Origin of the sequence: Mesorhizobium sp. M1050 (assembly GCF_040318715.1) — a bacterium.
Classification (GTDB): domain Bacteria; phylum Pseudomonadota; class Alphaproteobacteria; order Rhizobiales; family Rhizobiaceae; genus Mesorhizobium.
In genome coordinates this window covers 23016-39493 of sequence record NZ_JAMYMV010000031.1, presented here as the reverse complement: position 1 = coordinate 39493, position 16478 = coordinate 23016, and the positions used below count along the sequence as shown (strand labels likewise).

Below are 16478 nucleotides of genomic sequence, written 5' to 3'. Positions count from 1 at the left end.
GCGAGAACGACATGCGAACCATGCTTTCAAGCATTGGCGCGGCGGCCCTTGTTCTGCTGTGCGCCGGATTTTCACAAGCCGCCTCGTTGAGAGTGGCTCCGACCAGCCTCGAAATGATTGCACCGGATAGTGCTGCGGTTCTCAACCTCCACAATGACGCGAAGCGGCCGATCAACGTACAGGTCCGCGTCTTCAGATGGACGCAGGTGGATGGCGTCGAACGGCTGGAGCCGACATCGGACGTGGTGGCCAGCCCGCCATCGACCAAACTCGGCGGCGGCGCCGACTACGTCGTTCGGGTCCTGCGGGTCGGCAAGGCGCCGGTTCGAACCGAGGAAAGTTATCGCGTTGTCGTCGACGAGCTGCCGGACCCGTCGCGCCGACAGGCTGGGACCGTGACCCTGGTCCTGCGGTATTCGATCCCGGTCTTCTTCCGTAGTCCCGACGCTTCGACGCCGAACGTATCGTTCAGTCTTTCGCGCGCCGGTGGTGGGCTGATCCTCAAGGCACGCAACGACGGTGATAGCCGACTGAGACTGTCGAACATCACTCTGAACCAGGGAGCAAAGAAACTCGGGAGTCGTAGCGGACTTGTCGGCTACGTTTTGGGTGGGGCATCAATGCAATGGCCGATCGGCAGCGGCAAATCGCTGTCCGGAAGCTCTGTGACGCTTAAGGCGCAGAGCGATTTTGGACCATTCGATGCCAAAGTCGCCGTCCAGGATCGTTAGCGCCGCGGTTGCTGCCGTGCTTGTGACTTTTGGTTGGTCGCAGGTGAACTCGCAAGAAATACCGTACGAACCGGCGAAGGACATTTCCAATTCGGTTCGGTCCCCTGAGCGCGATCTCTATCTGGAAGTGTTCATCAACGACGTTTCGTCCAAGTTGATCGGCAACTTCAAGGAACTGCCTGACGGCGGCCTTGCCGCCACGCCGGCAGAGCTGCAAGAGGTCGGCCTCAAGCCACGCGAGGAAGCGACCGGCGGTGATGGCCTGGCCAGGCTCGATCGATTGCCGGGCGTCTCCTACCACATCGATGAGACGGCGCAGCGGCTCCACGTCACCACCATTGATGATGCCCGAGCCGCCCGTACAATCGATGTCGGTCCGGCGGAAAAGCAGGATCGGCTGAAGCCGCAATCGGGCTACGGGGCCGTCCTCAACTATTCCCTCTTTGCAAGCTCGAATACCCTCTTCGACAAGAACGTCGAGTTGTTCCAGGGCGTTTCCGGCGCGTTCGATGCGCGCGCCTTCAGCCCATACGGAACGCTGGCCCAGTCATTCATTGCCGGCTACTCTGAAGGGGAACTCCAGGACTTCACCCGCCTGAACACCACCTGGAGCTATTCGGACCCCGAACGCTTGGTCACCTACAGAGCGGGCGATTTCGTTTCCGGCGGCTTGTCATGGACCCGACCTGTCTATCTCGGCGGCATCCAGGCGCAGCGCAACTTTTCCCTTCGTTCGGATTTGGTCACCCTTCCGCTCCCCTCGTTTGAAGGCACCGCCGCCGTGCCTTCGACCCTGGAGGTCTATACCCAGAATGTACGCACCTACGCCGGCGACGTGGCGGCAGGGCCATTCCAGGTCGTTAATTTGCCGGTGTTCACTGGCGCCGGAGAGGCACGCGTGGTGCTGCGAGACAGTCTTGGACGGGAAACCACGGCAACGCTTCCGGTCTACGCATCCAGCATGCTCTTGCGAGAAGGCCTGCTCGATTTTTCGGCCGAGGCAGGAATGCCAAGGCGGAATTTCGGGGTCGAATCCAACGACTACGACCAGCATGTCATGGGCGTCGCCACCACCCGCTACGGGCTGACCAACTGGCTGACGCTCGAGGGCCATTTCGAGGGCGGGCAAGACCTGCTCAACGGCGGATTGGGTGTCGCCTTCCCGCTCGGCCCATATGGCGCCGCCTCGGTAGCGGTCGCGGGAAGCCACCATGACGGGAACACCGGCTCGCTGGTGAACGCAACGCTGGAACTAAGCTACGAAGGTTGGTCGCTATACGGCAGGGTTCAAAGAGCATTCGGCGACTACGAGGACATCGCGTCGGTCACAGCCGAACCCGAATTCTCGGGACCGGATGGTCTTCCCATCTTCAGTCCCGGCGTTCCGCGCGCGATCGATCAGGCAACCTTGTCAGTGCCGATGCCGCTCGATCTGTCGAGCCTCAATCTTTCCTATACCCATCTCAAGGACGCCGCAGGCCAACGCAGCCAAATCGTCGGCCTCTCCTACAGCCAGCAAGTGTTCAAGCGCAGCACGCTCTACGCGACAGCGTTCACGGATCTTGAAGACCGCAAGAGTTTTGGTGTGTTCGCCGGTATCTCGGTCGCGTTCGATGACGGCATCACCGCCTCAACCGGGGTCGAACAAGGCCCTGATGGCATGAATGTCGTCGCCGACGTCGCCAAGGCCGAGCGGCTTGAGAATGGCAGCATCGGCTGGCGCGCGCGGACCTCGGAAGGAGATGTCCCCAATCGATCTGCCGCAGTCAGCTATCGCGCTCCCTTCGCGCGCTTCGAGACCGGCGTCCAACAATACGACAAGGATGTCCGCGCGACTGCGCAGATGGACGGAGCCATCGCCGTGGCAGGTGGCAGCGTATTTGCGACGAACCGCATCGACGACGCTTTTGCCGTCGTCGATGTCGGCACGCCGAATGTGGAGGTTGCGCGTCAGAACAGGCCTGTTGGCAAGACCGACAGTCGTGGCCGTATTCTTGTGCCCGATCTCAATTCCTATGAAGCCAACGCCATCTCGATTGATCCGAAGAACCTGCCGGTCGATGCCGACGTTCCAGCGACCAAGGAAACGATCGTTCCAGCCGACCGCAGTGGGGTGGTGGTCAAATTCGGGGTATCGGAGACGCCGGCGGCAGCACTTGTCACCTTTGTCGACAGCAGCGGTGCGGTACTTGAGGCAGGTCTGAAAGGCAAGCTGGACGGCGCCACCGAGGAATTTGTGATCGGCTATGACGGTGAGGCATACGTTCGCGGGCTTGCTTCTCACAACGCAGTTGTCGTCGAGCGGGCTGACGGCAGCACGTGCCGCGCCGAATTCACTTTCAAACCAGCAACTGGCCAGCAGGTCGTGATCAGGAACGTCGTGTGTTCGTGAAACTGTCCAACTTCCGGAATTTCGTCGTCGCGGTGCTAATGCTGCTGCCCGGCACCGCCTGGTCGCAAAGCTGCAGCTTTGGTGTGTCGGACCAGAGTTTCGGTTTCATCGATACGCTCTCCGGCGCGCAAACGAATTCAACCGGGACCATGAGCGTCACCTGCAGCGGCACGCCGTTGGCACGTATCCTGATTTGTCCCAATCTGGGCGCGGGCAGCGGCGGTGCGACGGCGGCCGCGCGCCAAATGCTCAGTGGATCGAACGTCCTCAATTATCAGCTCTATTCCGATTCGGCCCGTAGCGTCGTTTGGGGCACCTACTCCTGGGCATTCCCGGCTCGTGCGCCCGCACTTGCATTGACGTTGAATGCTATCGGAACCGGATCGGGAACTGCGACCATCTATGGCGCCGTCCTTGGCAGCCAACCAACGACGCCTCCCGGAAGCTATCTGTCGGCTTTCTCCGGCAGCAATGTCGAATTCCGATACCGATACACCACTTCCAGTTCCTGCGGCACCGGAACGGGCACGATCTCGCGGCCAAGTTTCAACGTGACCGCCACCGTTGCGGCAAACTGCCTGGTCGCCACTCAAAACATCGATTTCGGTGCTGTCGGAATTCTCGACGCAGATATCGACTCGACCGGCCAGGTATCGGTCACCTGCACGCCGGCTACCACTTATACTGTCTCCTTGAGCGGTGGCACTACGGCATCGCCGCCAACTTCGCGCAAGATGTCGAAAGGCGCCGAAACCGTCACCTATGGCCTTTACAAGGACCACGTGCGAACCCAGCCCTGGGGAGACGCAGCGACACCGGGAAGCACTGTGGCGGGGACCGGCAGCGGTGCGGTACAGAACCTGACCGTCTACGGCCGCGTGCCGCCGCAGGCGACGCCCTCGGCCGGTGTCTATACGGATACGGTGGTGGTCACGGTCACGTATTAGGTCTGATGACCGGCTCGTGTGATTTGGAATTCCGTTCATCCTTGTTTGTCTGCCGACGTTGCTTGCGCGGCCGCAGCCCCGGTCAACCCCAGAGCTGCAAAACCACCGATGCGTGCGCGGGGTTTTCGGAGCATGTGACTAAGAGCCACCCCCGACGGAATGGTTCCTGGCGCCACGAAATCCGCTCTCAAGCAATCAAATCTTCAGGATGAGCTGGCATGCTTGCTCATTCGGACGTTCGCGACCGGTCGGATGGATTATTCAGGAGAAGAGCTTAGGCCCAACCATTGTGTCACATCTGGTGAATCTTGACATGCAGGACGACCCTGCCTTGACCAGCGAAGTGGACCGCCTGCTAGCGCGTCGCACGCGCGAAATTCGCCTCAAGGGCGAGATAAACCGCCTGTTCCGAGAACGTATCTGGTCGCAGACGGCGAAGACCATCCGCGCCTGGATGGTCTGGGTAGCTTTGTTGGATGTGCTGACCATGGCCCTCAACATGCTGATGCTTCCAGCCGCTATCGCGGATTCCATGCTATTGCCTAGTGTGATCCTTCCGCCTGTCGCCGTTGCCGTCGCCCTTCTCTGGCGAAAGCCGCAGGCGCGCTGGATACAGGGGGCGTCGCTGATTGCAGGCATGTTCCTCATCTTGTTGTCGGTTGCCCTGGTCGGCGTTAGCGCCGGCGGCGAATTCTACGAACGCCATTTGAACATCATGCTCTTCGTGGCGATTACTTCCATTATCATATTCGGCATCCCGCTGGCCTGGACGGTGACCATTGCCGCCTTGGCGCTCAGTATTTATCTGGCTTTTCAACTGCAGAATCCCGCCATTGACTTTGGAAGCGCCGTGGCGGCGACCCTGTTTTTCGCCAGCGGCATTTTCGCAACCGTCGCCGCGCGTCGCGTCATGACAATTCTGGCTCAAAAGACTTTCCTGTTTGAGCTTCGCGACAGGCGCAGGGTCGCGGAACTGGCAAAAGCCAATGATCGACTGGAACTCCTGGCGAAGACCGATCCGCTCACAGGCATCGCCAACCGGCGTTGGATGACCGAAACGCTCGACCATTTGTGGGGAACTGACAAACGATGCCTGGATGGCGCGGCAATGCTGATGTGCGATATAGACTTCTTCAAGAAGCTGAATGATCACCTCGGCCATGCCGAGGGCGACCGATGTCTGGTCGAGGTCGCGAACATCATCCAGGAGAACGTCAGGCGGGATCGCGATCAAGTGGCCCGCTATGGCGGCGAAGAGTTCCTGGTGCTCCTGCCTGCAGTGAGTGAGGATGAGGCGATCTCCGTGGCCGAGAGAATTCGCAAGAGCGTCGAGGACGCCGGTTTGCCCAACCCCGGATCACGTTTATCACACCGCGTCACCCTTAGCATCGGAGTAGCGGTTCAAGCGTCTGAAGAGGCCATTTCGCCGGAGCAATTACAGCGTCAAGCGGATGCTGCACTATACTTGGCGAAGCAATCGGGCCGAAATCGGGTACTGTTGCACCGAGCGCAGTCTCCAGAGCGCAAAGCTATTCCCTCGGCAACATAATCCCGTCGGGGATCCCGGCGGCGCGGTGCGGGCAGGAACTCAGCGCCTGGCGAACGCGGTGCATTGTGGACGCGTGTCGGACAAAGCCGGCCTCGGAGCCGCCGTCGTTCTCATCGTAATGGTCGGCGGAGCGCGTGATTGGTTGATTGGCGAACGCGGCGCTTGGCGGCTCCGTTCAGTATCGATTTCCGAGAGGCGCATCGGCCAGCACATGACGACATCGCCCGCCCGATAAAGTAGCGGTCGGCGAGCTTGCTACCTCGACAAAATCATGTCGAATCCGGAAGAGGCGCAACATCCGTCGCGTCTCAAAAGTGCCGCTCCATCAGTTTCCCGAAAATTCAGTCCGCGTGCTATACGTCCGCGCCGTGTTCTGCACCACTTTCATAAAAGCTGAACGCGCCGCGTCCACCATGTTTGCTGTGGTAAAGGGCGAGGTCGGCTTTCCGCAAGAGCTCGTCCAAAGACAGACCATCGTCTGGTGCAACAGATATCCCAACGCTGGTGCCGATCGAGACCGTACGCCCGCAGACCTCGAACGGCTCCTGCATTGCCGTGACCAGACGAGTTGCCAGGACCGCAGCATCTGACGCGCGATGAATATCGGTCTGAACAATGGCGAACTCGTCGCCGCCGAGACGAGCGACCGTGTCGTGCTCGCGAACCGACGCGCGCAAGCGGTCGGCAACCTGCTTTAGAAGTTCGTCCCCTGCCTGGTGCCCAAACATATCGTTGACCGGCTTGAAGCGATCGAGGTCCAGGCAAAGGACGGCTATCGTTCCGCTGCGCTTCGTCTTGGCGATTGCGTGTTGAAGGCGGTCATTGAACAACGCGCGATTGGGAAGATCCGTCAGATGGTCGTGGTGAGCCATATGGGCAACCAACTCCTGATTTCGCCGTTGCTCGGTAACATCCAGATAGGTCGTTACAAACCCGCCCCCCACGAGCGGAACGCCACGGACTTCCATCACCATGCCGTTCGGTCGGGTACGAGTGTAGCTGTGCACCGTTCGCTGTTTGGCCAGTTCAAGGCGTGATGTGATATGGTCCTCTACGCAACCCGGACCGTATTCGCCCCTTTCGGCATTGAACCGGAACAAATCCTCCATGTTCGGAAAGCCATATGTGAAAAGCTCCGGCGGGTAGTCCAGCATCGATTTTTGCTGTTCATTGCAAAGGACCATCCGCAGATCATCGTCAAAGAGCGATATGCCTCCCGGGAAATTGTCGACGACTGCCTCGAGCAGTCGAATCCGTTCCCGCAACAGCCAATCAGACGGGTTTTCCTCCCCTTCGGGCTGTCTGTCTTGGACTGCCTTTGATGCTTGCAAAGCTGACATACGTTTCTCATAGACGGTTGAGGCGCCCATTAGCATTACGGGATGTTTCTTTAGATCGCGTTTAGCAAATTCGGGATTGGCCGCTGCCTGCGCCGAGAGCCCCCATGTGGTCCATCACGCCCGCATCCGGTGCATGTGAGCCTTCAAGTGAGGCCTTCCTCCGGCAGCACCAGCTAAGCGCACCCGACATGACGCGCTCGACCGCCAAGGATCATCCAGGGGCATGTCTGTTTGTCGATGAACGGCAAAAACGGGCGCGTTTGCAGGCCGGCAGCTTCTCATCGCGTGTTCCGCCCGGCTCATATGGTCGCGCGCCGACCTGCTGAAGTCCGAACAACATTTCTCCTATCGCCGTCCCTAAATTCGGGAAAGGCGGAACCGTTTAGTCTGAGCTAAGGTATAGTCGGTCTCCGCAAGTTCTCTAAGTAAGTATTGGCTAAAAATGCAGAACTTCCAGGGATCGTTCCCAGAACCAATGCGGTTCCATCGGACCTTTGCGTGCATAGAACAAGACTTTGGTCCGGCCTCTGAGATACAGAAGGTGGGGCGCAATTCCAGGAATAGCCGTGACCAGCGAGGACTATGCTTCTGCTTAGCTCGAATCTCGGGTTGTCCGGAAATGGCTCACTCTCGATCAGCGCCACGAGATCGTATGGCTCGACAACAGCTCCAACCACGCGCCAGACGGTGAACCAGATCTGCCGACTGCTAGCGCGGCGTGGTGGAGTGAAGTCCGAATCCAACCGGCAAGCTCGGAAACTTCCGGTTGGAAAGTAATTTAGACGTTCCCGCTCAATCACCCAGCAGAAAGAGCAGCACCCGGCAGGATCTCTCGACGCCACCTTGATTGGTTTTGGAAAAGTAACGTGAGGAACGCTGTCGCGAACTATCTCGGTGGGGAAGGTTACAGAAATCCGACATGGTTCAGTAACGCCCATGAAAAATGTGGGGTGAAGCGTGGGGTGCGGCGCTTCATTTCCCCTATTCGCCTGTAATTTCAACTATTTGTCAGGTGATCTGGCGGAGAGAACATCTAGCGTCATGACCTTGGAGCGGCAGATGCTCCGTTGTAGGATCTGAACGTCTCGAAATGGCGTTACTTGCTCGTTCAGGGGCCGCTACCGTTGATTGCTAGCGGCCCTGGGCAGCCCTGCGGAAACGAGCCGCAATCAGAATCACCATCTGTTCTCGTCGTTCGTGCTACAATTGAAGATGAACGTAGAGACCGACGGCGGCGCTTGGCAGGGTAACATCCCTGCATTCCCCTACGGCTGGTAATCCTTTTGGTGCAATTGCGTGAGCGCTGAAGTAAAATTACACTTCGGCTTACGTGGGGAAAGGCGCCATGTGCGGCGCAGACGATGTGCCCCCCAAAGCCCCGCCGCCGCATGGGTGCATGTCCCCACGGCTTCGCCTGAAAGGTAAAAACCCGCCGTCACAACAGCGGGTTTTTATCGTTTCGGGGCTACGCAGCTACTTGCGTATGATCCATTCCAGCAACTCAGGATCGATGTCATCGCTATCCGTGAAGTCGCTTATCAACTGCTCAGCAAACATACGCCATCGATCTTGAGGGATTTTCTCTTCGATGACGAGTCTTATGAAGGCGCTGCGCAGGACGTCGCAGTCGAAAGGCGATACCTGATTAGATAACTGCTCCATGATGCCAACTCCCCATCAGAGGGCGGGAGCTTTGCGAACTCTCAAGCACCGACGCCCTGTAACCCAGTTGGTGACGACTTCGATTCATAAGCGCATCCGACGTAGGCACAATGGGATTCCACCGTACGTTTTTAACCAAACCGAAGTGCCTGGATTGCCCGGCTTCGGGCGAGCGCTAGCTTGGCGGGGGCGGCTATGAGTAGCCCCAGCGCCGACGCGGGTTTCACTGTTGTCTCACCGGCAATACCGCGCCTGCCGTTTTGCCGGGTCTGTCAAATATGTAATCGCCTTAGCGTTGTTTGGCATACTTTTAGCGCGATGCCCTCTTTTGAGTTGCCTTTGATAGTTGCGAACGCAAAGAGGGCGGGGTCGCGCCCGCCCTCTTCGCGTGAGTTGCAGCCGTGGCTACTTACCCGACAACTGCTTGGCGTTCTCGGCCGTGATCGCCGTCGTGTCGACGGTGACCGTGGGTTCCACCGACGAGGCGCAATCGAGCAGGATCTTCTTCGACATTTCGATCGCTTCCTTGGCGCCGGTCGGATAGGTGAAGGTCGCCGCCCAATCACCCTTGGCGACGGCTTCGATGCCGCCCGCAGGTCCCGGCAAGCCATCGGTGCCGATGATCTTGACGTCCTTGCCGGCGCCCTTGGCGGCAAGCAGCGCGCCCGCCGCCATCATATCATTCGAGGCGTAGAGCACCTTGATGTCGGGATGCGCCTGCAGCATGGCGGCGAAGGCGGTCTGGGCTTTGTCCGGCACCCAGTCGGCGGCCTGCTCGGCCACAACCTGGATCTTGGCATTCGCCTTCACGCCGTCCTTGAAGCCGTTCAGCCGTTCGACCGCCGGCGTGGAGCTTGGCAGTCCCTCGAGCACGGCTGCCTCGCCGCCGTCCGGCAGCAAGGTCTTGGCGGTATATTTGCCCGCTTCCATGGCTATCTTGTAGTTGTCGCCGCCGATAAAGGCGGTGTAGTCCTTGCCAGGATCGCCAACGGTCTTGCGATCGAGTTCGATGACCGGGATACCGGCATCCATGGCACGCTTGACGGCAGGCGTCAGCGGTGCCGCCTCAAAGGGCGAGATCAGCAGGAGGTCGATCTTCTGCGTGATGAAGTTGTCGACCTGCGAAGTCTGCGTGTTGACGTTGCCGGCGCCGTCGGCGATCTGCAGCGTGAAGCCTGGCACTTGCTTGGCAGCCGCGGTCAGCTCGTCATTGACGTGCTGGCGATAGGGTTCTGCATTGTTCGCCTGCGAAAAGCCGATGATGAACTGACCGTCCTTGGCGCAGGCCTTGACCATCGGGCCGGCAGCTTGGGCGGCTCCCGCCATGCATAGGCCAGCGCCTGCCAGAAGCGCGGCCTTGAGCGCACGCCTTCTTCTTGTGGTTTTCATATTCACTCTCCTCCTCGTCGGGCCGGGGCCAGACCTTGGTTGACTGACTCTTACTTGCCGCCGCCTTCGTCCTAACGGCCCAAACCCTCGCGGCGGCGAACGAGGGATTGAAGCACTGCCGCCAGCACGATGATCGCGGCGGTCGCGAGCAGCTGCATGGCGGGGGTAATGTTGTTGAGCTGAAGGATGTTGGCGAGCGCGCCGAGCATGATGGTGCCGGCAACGGTGCCGACCATCGAGCCGGCACCGCCGAACAGGCTGGTGCCGCCAATGACCACTGCGGCGATTGCGGTGAGCTCGTAGCCCATGCCGTCATTGGCGCTGCCGAAATTGAACTGGCCGGCATGCACGATGCCGGCAAGTGCGGAGGCAAAGCCGGTGATGGCATAGACCGAGATCTTCACCATCGACACCGGCACGCCGGAAATGCGCGCGGCGCGCTCATTGCCGCCGACGGCAAAGACATAGCGGCCGAAACGTGTGGTGTTGAGCACCACCGTGGCGATCGCGGCGAAGGCGATGAACACGATGGTGGCCACCGGAACGGTGTTGCTGAACAGGCGTTCGCCAAGCACCGCGAACACCGGGGGCGCCAAGCCAGGCCCGTCGCCATAGGAAATGTTGATGTACTGATTGCCCGACACCACCAGCGCCAGGCCGCGCGCCGCCTGCAGGCCGGCCAGCGTGACGATGAACGGCTCGAGCCGGAAGCGGCTGGAGATGGTGCCCTGGATCGTGCCGAAGACGATGCCCATGACCAGCACGGCAAGGATGGTCGGGATGAGGCCAAAGCCACCCGAAATCATCATCGATGCGGTCACCACGCTGGAAAGGCCAAGCACGGCGCCGACCGAGAGGTCGATGCCGGCGGTGATGATGACGAAGGTCATGCCGATGGCGATGATGCCGGTTTCCGACACGGCGCGCACGATGTTGGCGATGTTGTCGGGGTTGAGGAACAGGATCTCGCCATGCCGGCGCGGCGAGAAGATGATGCCGCCGATCGCCACCAGGACCAGTCCAATCAAGCTCTGAAAACGCACGATGAGGGCCAGCGGGTCGCGATGCTTTGCTGCCGGCACGGGAACCACAGGCGCCCCTGCGATCAAAATCTTGTCCTGCGCCATCAGGCCTCCCTGCCGTTTGCCGCGGCAAGCACCGTGTGCTCGTCGACGCCGCCGATGAATTCCGCCACATTGCGCCCCTGGCGCAGCACCACTATGCGATCGCACAGGCCGATCAGCTCCGGCATCTCGCTGGAGGCGACCAGGATGCCGAGCCCTTGCGCGGCGAGTTGCCGCAGCCGCGCATAGATCTCGCCCTTGGCGCCGACATCCACGCCGCGTGTCGGCTCGTCGAGCAGCAGCAGCCGGGGATTGCCGAGGATCTCCTTGGCCAGCACCACCTTCTGCTGGTTGCCGCCCGAAAGTGCGCCGACGGCGATGTCAGAGTTCTTCGGCCTGATGTCGAACTGGCCGAATGACTGCCTGACCGCATCAGCCTGGCGGCGCGGCGACATCAGGCCTGCCGGCGAGATGCGGCGGATCACCGACATAACGAGGTTGAGGCCTACCGCCATTGTGAGCATCAGGCCGCTGCCTCGGCGATCGTCGGTGACGAAGGCGATGCCCGCGTCGCGCGCGGCCTTGATCGAATTCAATTTCACCGGCCGGCCGTCAATGGCGACCTCGCCTTCCCAACGGCCGGACAGACCGGCGCCATAGAGCGCGCTCAGCAGTTCCGTACGCCCTGCCCCCATGATCCCGGCCAGCCCGACGATCTCACCGGCATTGACGTCGAGCGAGATGCCGGTCGGCGGCTGCCATCCGGCACTTTCATGGGCAAGCCGGAAGCTCGCGTCGCGCAGGCTAAGCAGCGTCTTGCCGGCGATCCTGGTGCGTTCGGGATAAAGCTCGTCCAGCGGCCGCCCGACCAGCAGCCGAACCAACTGCGCCTGCGGCGCGCGCGGCTCGGTGACGCCCGCAACACGGCCGTCGCGCATCACTGTCACCCGGTCGGCGATCAGCGGCACCTCTTCCAGGCGATGCGATATATAGACGATGCCGACACCGCTGCCGGCGAGCTTGCGCATGATGTCGAACAGTCTTTCGACCTCGCCGACCGTCAGTGCCGCCGTAGGTTCATCCATGATCAAAACGCGCGAGGCGTAGGACAGCGCCTTGACGATTGCCACGACCTGGCGCTGACCGATCGACAGATCGGCGACCATGCTGGCCGGATCTATGGCAAGCTCGATGGCTTCCAAGCGTTTGCGGGCCTCGCCCCGCATCGCCGGCACGTCGAGGAAACCGCCCGGCCGTATCAGTTCGCGGCCAAGGAACAGATTGGCCGCGACGTCGAGCGTCGGCACCAGGTCGAGTTCCTGAAAGATGGTGGCGATGCCGGCCGCCTGCGCCTCGCGCGGATTGTCGAAGGCTACCTGCTTGCCGTCGATGAGGATGCTGCCCTCGTCCGGGATGTAGACGCCCGATAAGAGATTCATGAGCGTCGACTTGCCGGCGCCGTTCTCGCCGAGCAGTGCGTGGATTTCCCCGGCCTTGAGGTCGAAGTCGACGCCGCGCAGCGCCTGGACACCGCCGAAGCGCTTGACCGCACCGGTGACGGAAAGCAGCGGCGCGCTCATGCCGGCCTCGCACAGGATTGGCGGGCCTGCAGCGTCGCCTGCAGCCGGACCGCCTGCGGCTCCAGGCCGCTCGACGCAATGCGGGCGCAGAGCAAGGCCGCGGCCTGCCGGCCGATCTCCGTGCAGGGCTGCGCGACGAGTGTCAGTCGCGGCTCGAAGCAATCGGCCCATTCGAAATCGTCGAAACCGGCAAGCGAGATATCCCCTGGTATCGAGAGACCCCTTTCGCGGATTGCCCGTACTGCTCCGATGGTCGTCATATTGTTGCCGGTGATCAATGCCGTGGGCGACGACGGCAGGGACAGAATGGCGTGGGTTGACGCCGTGGCGCTCACCGTGTCGACGTTCTCGCACGAGACATACTGCGGCAGGCATTCAAGTCCATTGGCGGCAAGCGAGGCGCGAAAAGCCTCGATGCGCTCACGCGTCGTCGCCAAGCCCGGCTGGCCGGCGAGATAGCCGATGCGCTTGTGACCGAAGGAGGCGACGTGGTCGATGAGCGCCCGCATCGCCGTTTCGTTGTCCACACCGATCTGGTCAAAGCGCTGATCGGCGAAGCGGTCGATAAGCACGCAGGGCAGCTTCTTCTCGGCCAAATAGTCGATGGCGCGCTGCGGCGCGCCCGACGGTGCCAGGATAACACCGTCGACCCGCCGCTGATGGAAGGCGCGCACCACCGACAGCTCGCGATCGGGATCCTCCTGCGTGTCGGAGAGGAACACCATGAGGCCAAGACGCGCGCATTCGGCTTCCACCGCGCAGATGATGTCGGTGAAATAGGGGTTGGAAATCGCCGAGATCGCCAGGCCGACGCTGTTGGTCGAGGCCATCTTCAGCGATCGGGCCAGCTCGTTGGGCTGATAGCCCATCGCGGCAATCGCGTCATTGATCAGCCGCGCCTTCTCCGGCGAGACAAAGCGGGTCCGGTTGATGACATGCGAGACGGTCGAAACCGACACGCCGGCGCGGCGCGCGACCTCAGCCATTGTCGGCATGGCGGCTCAATTGGAGTGCTGGCAAGCGCTCCTCCCTGATGACGCGTTTCCGGTCCGCTCTTATTGGTTTCTGGCGGATTTGGGACTAAGATAGCGCTGTCGAAACGTTTGCGCAATCGCTTCGATGACGATTTTCGACCAAATTTGCGCCCGCAATTTCAATCGACTGACCGGTGGAGGGGCGGCAAGATCGCGGGGCCAATGCGAGGCGGCCGGTTATTTTCCTGGCAGTAGCGTAGCAGCGCGATCACGAATGCGGCGTATAGGATTGGACGAGTCCCGCACGCCTAAGCCACGGACGACATAGAAGACCGAGCGCTTCTGCACGTCCACGCCGCATGTGATCCAATGACTTCGCGCGGCAGATCGCCGCCCGGATAGGGCAGGCGCTTTGCCGTCACCTCTTGCCACTCGGGCGCTCGCCAACGCCGCCGAGCGTGTAGTACTCGCCGAAGCCGGCGTTCGTGGCCAGGCTTCATCGAGCACGGCCGAGCCTTGTTCCTGACAAGATTGCTGTCTGCGTTTTTCACATCACCCGGTTTTGCGGGCAAATTTCGGAACTATGCCTTTCGCCTGCGGTTTATGGGAGGAAGGGACCGAGTTCCGAAGGAGAAATCAGATGAAACATCTTCTGATCACGAGCATGATCGCGCTCGGCGTCGGGTGCGGCGCCGCGATGGCGCAGACCGAATCCGCGCAGCCGAGCGGAGGCGACAATTGCGCCGCCGGCCAGGCCGACTGCCAGAAGGGCGGCAAGGCGGGCGAGCAGCCCCAAAGCAAGATGAAGTCGCAGACCGAGCAGAATGCCCAGGGCAAGGCCGGCGCCAACACCGAGGAGCAGGCCCAGGGTAAGGCCAAGGTGAAGACCGATGAGCAGGCCCAGGGCAAGGCCGGCACTAAAACCGAGGAGCAGGCTCAGGGTACGGCCAAGGTGAAGACCGATGAGCAGGCCCAAGGCAAAGCCGGCACCAACACCGAGGAGCAGGCTCAGGGTACGGCCAAGTGCCAGACCGGCATGGCCAACTGCCCGAAGGGTTCGAAAACGAATGAGCAGGCCCAAGGCAAGACCAAGATGAAGACCCCTGAGCAGAATGCTCAGGGCAAGACCGGCACCACCACTGAGCAGAACGCCCAGGGTACGACCAAGATGCAAACCCAGCAGAACGCCCAGGGCAAGACCGGTACAACCACTGAGCAGAACGCCCAGAGCAAGACCGGCGCCACCACTGAGCAGAACGCCCAGGGTACGACCAAGATGCCGACCCAGCAGAATGCCCAGGGTAAGACCGGTACGACCACCGAGCAGAACGCCCAGGGCAACGCCAACGTCCAGACCGACCAGAACAAGACGGCCTCGATCAACAACGTGACGGTCGAGCAGAAGACGCAGATCACGCAGATCATCCACGAGACCCACGTCCAGCCGGTTCGCGATGTCGGCTTCGACATCTCGGTCGGCGTCCAGGTGCCCCGGCATAAGATCCGCCTGCATCGGCTGCCACCGCGTATCGTCGAGATCGTCCCGGCTTATGAACGCTACGAGTATTTCGTGCTGGCCGACGGACGCATCGTCATCGTCGATCCGGATACCTACGAGATCGTGGCTATCCTGGAGGCCTGATCGGGACAACATCGCGAAAAGCAAAAAGACGCTGCCGTGCCGCAAGGCACGGCGGCATCTTTTTGCTCTGGCATCGAAGGTCCACTCGCGTCGGAAAGGACATGCAAGTTGTCATAAAATTGAAGCACACAACCGACAGCAAGGCCGCAATGACGACTGTAATACTCCGGAAGATCCGTACCGACAAAGCTGGCGCGGAGCGGGCTGCGACAACAACGCTGTTAAGGAGGCCTGCATTAGCCGCGGAAAACCGTGAGCTGAGATACTCAAGGATCAATAGCGGAACAGCTGCTTTACCCCATGTGGCTCCCAATCGCGGACGATCAGGTTGCGGCCCCAAGGCCGGTCGTTCAGGCATTGGCTTCGATGAGGGCTTCTGCCGCCCTCATCCGGCCACTTCGCTGGCGCTCCTCCCACAAGAAGGAGGGAGGTCGTCTACGCAGCGCTCCACCTCGTATGCGATTGCCGTCCCTGCCCCTCACCCGGCTTCATCGCGGCGCACGCGCAGGCCGTCGACGAAGACATCGACGAGGCGGATGACGGTGGCCTGCCAGCCGGGCTGGTCGCGCGTGTAGCACATGCCGATCAGGGCGCGCATGACGTCCTCCGGCGCGATGTCGTCGCGGATTTCGCCGGCGGCGACGGCCGCCGCCATCAGATTGCCGACGGAGCGGGCCGACTGCGCGGCGGAATGGGCGTAGAGCTCGGTCGAACTGCCGGCGGCCGGGGCAAGAGCGGCGAGCATGCCCTTCTTGGTGGCGACCATGCCGACATTGGCATGCAGCCAGCGGCGCAGCGCCTCCAGCGGCGGCGCCTCGGCGGCGAGCGTCACGGCCAGATCGACGAGTTGGTCGACCTCGCGCCGGTAGACCGCCTGAAACAGCGCCTCGCGCGTCGGAAAATGGCGATAGAGCGTACCGATGCCGACGCCGGCGGTTCGGGCCACAGCCTCCAGGCTGGCGTCCGGGCCGCCGGCGCTGAACACGTCATGCGCCGCGACGAGCAGGCGGTCCCGGTTGCGGACAGAATCGGCGCGCGGTTTCCGGCTTGCCTTTTCGGTTTTCTCGCCCATCTACCTTTCATTCCCAATTTTTTGCTTGCAAAACGGAGGCACCCTCCGTATAACACATCTCGGGCAGCCGGTGTGGATTGTTGATTGTAGCCTCGCGCCCTGCCTCCCGAAAGGCTTGCTGTCTGCGTCGCACAGC

Annotated in this window: 12 protein-coding genes; 5 read left to right on the top strand and 7 right to left on the bottom strand. The window is 61.2% G+C overall.

Features of this window, described 5'->3' with window-relative positions; translation table 11 throughout:
* The first annotated feature begins 11 nt into the window (after window positions 1–11).
* The 4 genes from NKH57_RS18075 to NKH57_RS18060 all read left to right on the top strand — a co-directional run bounded on the left by NKH57_RS18075 (window position 12) and on the right by NKH57_RS18060 (window position 5619).
* Entirely contained in the window at window positions 12–731 is a 720-nt protein-coding gene (locus NKH57_RS18075) for a fimbrial biogenesis chaperone (protein WP_352945838.1), read from the top strand.
* Window positions 703–3123: a fimbria/pilus outer membrane usher protein gene (locus tag NKH57_RS18070; protein WP_352945836.1), complete on the top strand. Its 2421-nt coding sequence runs from the start codon at window positions 703–705 to the stop codon at window positions 3121–3123. The genes NKH57_RS18075 and NKH57_RS18070 overlap by 29 nt, the downstream gene beginning before the upstream one ends.
* Window positions 3124–3161: 38 nt before the next feature.
* On the top strand, window positions 3162–4070 hold the full coding sequence (locus NKH57_RS18065) for a Csu type fimbrial protein (protein ID WP_352945877.1): 909 nt from the start codon (window positions 3162–3164) through the stop codon (window positions 4068–4070).
* 313 nt (window positions 4071–4383) lie between these two features.
* On the top strand, window positions 4384–5619 hold the full coding sequence (locus tag NKH57_RS18060) for a GGDEF domain-containing protein (RefSeq protein ID WP_352945834.1): 1236 nt from the start codon (window positions 4384–4386) through the stop codon (window positions 5617–5619).
* Window positions 5620–5972: 353 nt separating this feature from the next.
* Here NKH57_RS18060 and NKH57_RS18055 read toward each other — a convergent pair whose 3' ends face one another.
* The 6 genes from NKH57_RS18055 to NKH57_RS18030 all read right to left on the bottom strand — a co-directional run bounded on the left by NKH57_RS18055 (window position 5973) and on the right by NKH57_RS18030 (window position 13649).
* A complete protein-coding gene (locus NKH57_RS18055; protein ID WP_352945832.1) occupies window positions 5973–6959 on the bottom strand; it encodes a diguanylate cyclase domain-containing protein in 987 nt (328 codons plus the stop codon).
* A 1473-nt stretch (window positions 6960–8432) separates the two neighbouring features.
* The gene (locus tag NKH57_RS18050; RefSeq protein ID WP_352945830.1) at window positions 8433–8621 is read right to left on the bottom strand and encodes a hypothetical protein; all 189 of its coding nucleotides are present in this window, start codon (window positions 8619–8621) and stop codon (window positions 8433–8435) included.
* 405 nt (window positions 8622–9026) lie between these two features.
* Window positions 9027–10010: a substrate-binding domain-containing protein gene (locus NKH57_RS18045; RefSeq protein WP_352945828.1), complete on the bottom strand. Its 984-nt coding sequence runs from the start codon at window positions 10008–10010 to the stop codon at window positions 9027–9029.
* A 71-nt stretch (window positions 10011–10081) separates the two neighbouring features.
* Complete coding sequence (locus NKH57_RS18040; protein ID WP_352604567.1) at window positions 10082–11137, bottom strand: ABC transporter permease; 1056 nt, start codon at window positions 11135–11137, stop codon at window positions 10082–10084.
* Window positions 11137–12654 carry a sugar ABC transporter ATP-binding protein gene (locus tag NKH57_RS18035; RefSeq protein ID WP_352945826.1) on the bottom strand — a complete coding sequence of 506 codons (1518 nt, stop codon included), beginning with the start codon at window positions 12652–12654 and terminating at the stop codon, window positions 11137–11139. Before NKH57_RS18035 ends, NKH57_RS18040 begins: the two co-directional genes overlap by 1 nt.
* Window positions 12651–13649: a LacI family DNA-binding transcriptional regulator gene (locus tag NKH57_RS18030; protein ID WP_352945824.1), complete on the bottom strand. Its 999-nt coding sequence runs from the start codon at window positions 13647–13649 to the stop codon at window positions 12651–12653. Before NKH57_RS18030 ends, NKH57_RS18035 begins: the two co-directional genes overlap by 4 nt.
* Window positions 13650–14268: 619 nt before the next feature.
* Between NKH57_RS18030 and NKH57_RS18025 the strand changes: the two genes are divergently transcribed.
* Window positions 14269–15270, top strand: coding sequence for a DUF1236 domain-containing protein (locus NKH57_RS18025; RefSeq protein ID WP_352945822.1), 1002 nt, complete (start codon window positions 14269–14271; stop codon window positions 15268–15270).
* A gap of 478 nt (window positions 15271–15748) precedes the next feature.
* Here NKH57_RS18025 and NKH57_RS18020 read toward each other — a convergent pair whose 3' ends face one another.
* The gene (locus NKH57_RS18020) at window positions 15749–16342 is read right to left on the bottom strand and encodes a TetR/AcrR family transcriptional regulator (protein WP_352832915.1); all 594 of its coding nucleotides are present in this window, start codon (window positions 16340–16342) and stop codon (window positions 15749–15751) included.
* Window positions 16343–16478 lie beyond the last annotated feature (136 nt).

Coding starts and splice junctions, on each gene's coding strand:
- NKH57_RS18070 (WP_352945836.1), top strand. CDS start 703: ATGCCAAAGTCGCCGTCCAGGATCGTTAGCGCCGCGGTTGCTGCCGTG.
- NKH57_RS18045 (WP_352945828.1), bottom strand. CDS start 10,010: ATGAAAACCACAAGAAGAAGGCGTGCGCTCAAGGCCGCGCTTCTGGCA.
- NKH57_RS18025 (WP_352945822.1), top strand. CDS start 14,269: ATGAAACATCTTCTGATCACGAGCATGATCGCGCTCGGCGTCGGGTGC.
- NKH57_RS18065 (WP_352945877.1), top strand. CDS start 3,162: ATGCTGCTGCCCGGCACCGCCTGGTCGCAAAGCTGCAGCTTTGGTGTG.
- NKH57_RS18075 (WP_352945838.1), top strand. CDS start 12: ATGCGAACCATGCTTTCAAGCATTGGCGCGGCGGCCCTTGTTCTGCTG.
- NKH57_RS18040 (WP_352604567.1), bottom strand. CDS start 11,137: ATGGCGCAGGACAAGATTTTGATCGCAGGGGCGCCTGTGGTTCCCGTG.
- NKH57_RS18060 (WP_352945834.1), top strand. CDS start 4,384: ATGCAGGACGACCCTGCCTTGACCAGCGAAGTGGACCGCCTGCTAGCG.
- NKH57_RS18050 (WP_352945830.1), bottom strand. CDS start 8,621: ATGGAGCAGTTATCTAATCAGGTATCGCCTTTCGACTGCGACGTCCTG.
- NKH57_RS18030 (WP_352945824.1), bottom strand. CDS start 13,649: ATGCCGACAATGGCTGAGGTCGCGCGCCGCGCCGGCGTGTCGGTTTCG.
- NKH57_RS18020 (WP_352832915.1), bottom strand. CDS start 16,342: ATGGGCGAGAAAACCGAAAAGGCAAGCCGGAAACCGCGCGCCGATTCT.
- NKH57_RS18035 (WP_352945826.1), bottom strand. CDS start 12,654: ATGAGCGCGCCGCTGCTTTCCGTCACCGGTGCGGTCAAGCGCTTCGGC.
- NKH57_RS18055 (WP_352945832.1), bottom strand. CDS start 6,959: ATGTCAGCTTTGCAAGCATCAAAGGCAGTCCAAGACAGACAGCCCGAA.